The sequence below is a fragment of the Protofrankia sp. Cas3 genome, from assembly GCF_963555955.1.
GTDB lineage: Bacteria > Actinomycetota > Actinomycetes > Frankiales > Frankiaceae > Protofrankia.
On the sequence record NZ_CAUVXP010000086.1, the window covers coordinates 1 to 3261 of the forward strand.

Consider the following 3261-nt stretch of genomic DNA (forward strand, 5'->3'; position numbering starts at 1 on the left):
TCGTGACGCTCGGTGCCGGACTGCTCCTGTTCGCCCTCGTCATCATCGCTGGAACCTGGGTCATCAGCGGCCGACGTCGAGGACGTCGTGGATAGGGCCCAGGGAGTGGCCCTCGGTCAGCGTGACCCGCGACCCGCGACCCGCTTCGGCGTCGCAACCTCGTCTGCCACCATTGCGGCCACCATTGCGCGCATAGCACAAGTGCTACCCTTGACGAATGAGCGAGGTGGGACTTCGGGAAATTCGACAACATGCCAGCGACCTGGTGCGCCGCGCCCAGGCCGGCGAACGGTTGACCATCACCGTGGCCGGCCGGCCGGCGGCCGTCCTCGGTCCGGTGAGGCCACGCGCGTGGCGGAGCTGGGGTGACCTCGCCGACGTCTTCGCGCAGCCCGCCGACACCGAATGGGCCGACGATCGCAACCTGGTCGACGCGTCCCTCGCCGACCCGTGGGAAGCGGAGTGAGTCGCGGCGTCCTCGACACCAGTGTCCTGGTCGCGACGGACGTCGAGCCGATCCCCGGCGAGCTGGCGATCAGCATTGTGAGCATCGCGGAACTCCAGTTCGGCGTCCTCGTCGCCAAGACGCCGCAGGCCCGTGCGACCCGCCTCGCCCGCCTCAGCGCGATCCAGCGACGCTTCGACCCGTTGCCTGTCGATGACGCCGTCGCAGACAGCTACGGCAGACTCGCCGCGCGGGTCGTCGACGTCGGCCGCCAGCCGCGCGCCCGAACCATGGACCTGCTGATCGCGGCCACTGCGCACGCCCACGGCGCCAGCGTCTACACCCGTAACGCCGCCGACCTCCTCGGACTCGAGGAATTCCTCTCGATTGTCGCGATCTAGTATCGACCCATACTTATCGACCTATCCAGGGCCGCAGGCGCCGGCACCACGGTCCTGGCCGGCCACCGCTCGTAGCCGGCCACCCGGTCCGGACCGGTCAGGCCCTGGCGGGGAGGATGCCCCGCTCGATCGCGAAGAGCGCGGCCGCACCGCGGGTCGACACGCCGATCTTCGTGTAGATGTGCTGCACGTGGTGATCCGCGGTCTTCGTCGAGATCACGAGCCGGTCAGCGACCTGACGGGTGGTGAGGCCGAGGGCGAGCAGTCGGAGCACCTCGGCCTCACGGGCGGTCAGGCCGGCCGGGAGCGGGGGTCGGGCCACGCGACGGTGACCCGCCGCGGCCAGGACCCGCTCGACCGCCTCCCCGTCGAGGCGGCCGGCGGCGCTCATGGCCCGCAGTTCGACCGCAGCATCCTCAGGCGCATACGCGGCCCGGTACGGGCGATCCGACGTCATAGCCTGGTAGCAGTCCGCGGCGGCGATGATCCGCTGGGCGTCGTCGAGGTGCGCGCCGCCGAGGCGTCGATGGTAGCCGGACCCGTCGACGCGCTCATGCGCCCCGCACGCCGCCCCGGCCAACGTTGCGGTGTACGACACCCGCCGCAGGAGTTGGTCGGTCACGAGCGCGTGGGCCTCGGCCCGGTCCCGCTCGTCGCGCGTGAGGGCTCCGGGCTTGTCCCAGATCGTGTTGGGCACCGCGACCCGGCCCAGGTCGTGGAGCAACGCGGCGGCCTGGGCGGTGGGACCGCATGCCGCCAGGGCCAGGGCGGCGACAGCCCGGGAGTGACCGGCGGTCCAGGGCGACTTGAGATCGGCGAAGTCCGCAAGGACGAGCAGCGCCTCGTGCGCGCCGGCGTCGCTCAGCGGCGTACTCGGCGGGGCGACCGCGAGTGCCGCGTCCCAGGAGTCGACCGGCTCGAGCCCATCCCACCAGCCCGCCGCCTCTGCGAGGACGAGATCGGCGAGATCGGGATCGTAGGCCCTGCCACGCCTGCTCTTGATGATCTCAAGCGCCCGCGCGATTCCCTCCACCCGGGCGAGAACCTCAAGCTCTCCGGCGAGTTGGACGATCCGCATCGGCCGGGGAATCACCACGCCCTTGGACCCGGCCGGCAATCCGCGGCCGTTCCACCGCTCGAAGGTCGCGGCCAACGCCGCACGCACGGGCTCGTCGAGGCCGAGGCGAACCGCGAAGACATCGGCCACTTCGCACGCGGCGCGGAAGTTCAGCTCGGCGGCCCTGCGACCACCCGCCAGCACCGAGAACACCGACCGGAACCGGCCCACGCCGGACAGGCCCGGCCCCGCATGGCTGACCATCAGACGCATAACCTCGAACGGGTTCGCGAAGTCAGCCCGCAGGGCGCGGGCTCGCAGCTCGATCTCGTCACCGAACACCACGGCCATGTCGAAGGCATGGCCGGTACAGCCGAGGAAACGCAGCGTCGAGGCCCACCACGTGATCGCATGTTCCGTCGGATCGGTACCGGCGGCCGTCGCGAGGCGTTGACCGAGCACGGTGGCCCGCAGCTGGGCTCCCGGCGGCTGGCCGAACGCATGATCCTGCGCCACGGCGAGCAGCGCGGCGATCTCCACCAAGGTCACGTCGTCGCGCACACCCGAAACTCTAGTGGGCCAAAGGGCGCGCGACGATCGTCAGAGCGCGCGCCCGGAAGCCGCAGTCCCCCGAGTACTAACGAATTGACCGAGGGACGCCCGGCGGTCCTCGCAGGCGGGTGCCGCCGGTGGGTGCCGCCGACACAGGTCTGATCACCATGTATGACGTCCTCATCACCCTCGGCTGGCGGCGGGCCTCCACGCTCGTCGAACAACCTTGGCGGTACGAAATCACGGATTCCTTCGTCAAGATCCACACCGCCCAGACCGATATTTCACTGCAGTGGGATGGAATCTCGAAAATTCGTACTGGTCGGCATGCCTGGGTTTTCACATTGGGCCGTGCCAGTGGTGCCGTTCCCATCCCACGGGCGGCATTCTCGGCGGAGAACCAAGAGCAGATCGATAAACTCGCCGAAATCCGCCGAAGCTGAAGCTGAACGCCCGGGCGGATCCGTCCGGTCGAACGTGTGGCTGCGGCCTCCCTGCGCGTCCACCCGCCGACCCAACCGGCCACCCGCCGACCCAACCGACCATCAGCCAAGATCGGCGAAAGCTTGTCGGTACGCACGCCAATCCGGCCAAAAAACGTACCGTATGACAAACTCGCGCCGATCATCAGCCGAATCTGGTCCGGTCACCACCACAGCGCCGGCAACTCCTACCGGACCCGCTCCCCTCCACTTCAATCCGACTCGGAACGTCCCCACCCTGCGACGGTGGTGTCGACCTGGAGTCTCCCGAGCACCCGACCCCGTAGGTAGGAACGGTCGCTCCCGCAGCCTTTTCCACCTACG

General features: G+C 69.5%; 4 protein-coding genes. 3 read left to right on the forward strand and 1 reads right to left on the reverse strand.

The features are described from left to right. The first annotated feature begins 217 nt into the window (after positions 1-217). The gene (locus U9983_RS16355; protein ID WP_322754858.1) at positions 218-466 is read left to right on the forward strand and encodes a type II toxin-antitoxin system prevent-host-death family antitoxin; all 249 of its coding nucleotides are present in this window, start codon (positions 218-220) and stop codon (positions 464-466) included. Beyond that, on the forward strand, positions 463-846 hold the full coding sequence (locus tag U9983_RS16360) for a type II toxin-antitoxin system VapC family toxin (RefSeq protein WP_322754859.1): 384 nt from the start codon (positions 463-465) through the stop codon (positions 844-846). The genes U9983_RS16355 and U9983_RS16360 overlap by 4 nt, the downstream gene beginning before the upstream one ends. A gap of 97 nt (positions 847-943) precedes the next feature. On the opposite strand, the gene U9983_RS16365 is transcribed toward U9983_RS16360, so the two are convergent. Beyond that, the gene (locus U9983_RS16365) at positions 944-2464 is read right to left on the reverse strand and encodes an HD domain-containing phosphohydrolase (RefSeq protein ID WP_322754860.1); all 1521 of its coding nucleotides are present in this window, start codon (positions 2462-2464) and stop codon (positions 944-946) included. 128 nt (positions 2465-2592) lie between these two features. Here U9983_RS16365 and U9983_RS16370 point away from each other — a divergent pair, with 128 nt between their 5' ends. After that, positions 2593-2898, forward strand: coding sequence for a YcxB family protein (locus U9983_RS16370; protein ID WP_322754861.1), 306 nt, complete (start codon positions 2593-2595; stop codon positions 2896-2898). Positions 2899-3261: the final 363 nt, after the last annotated feature.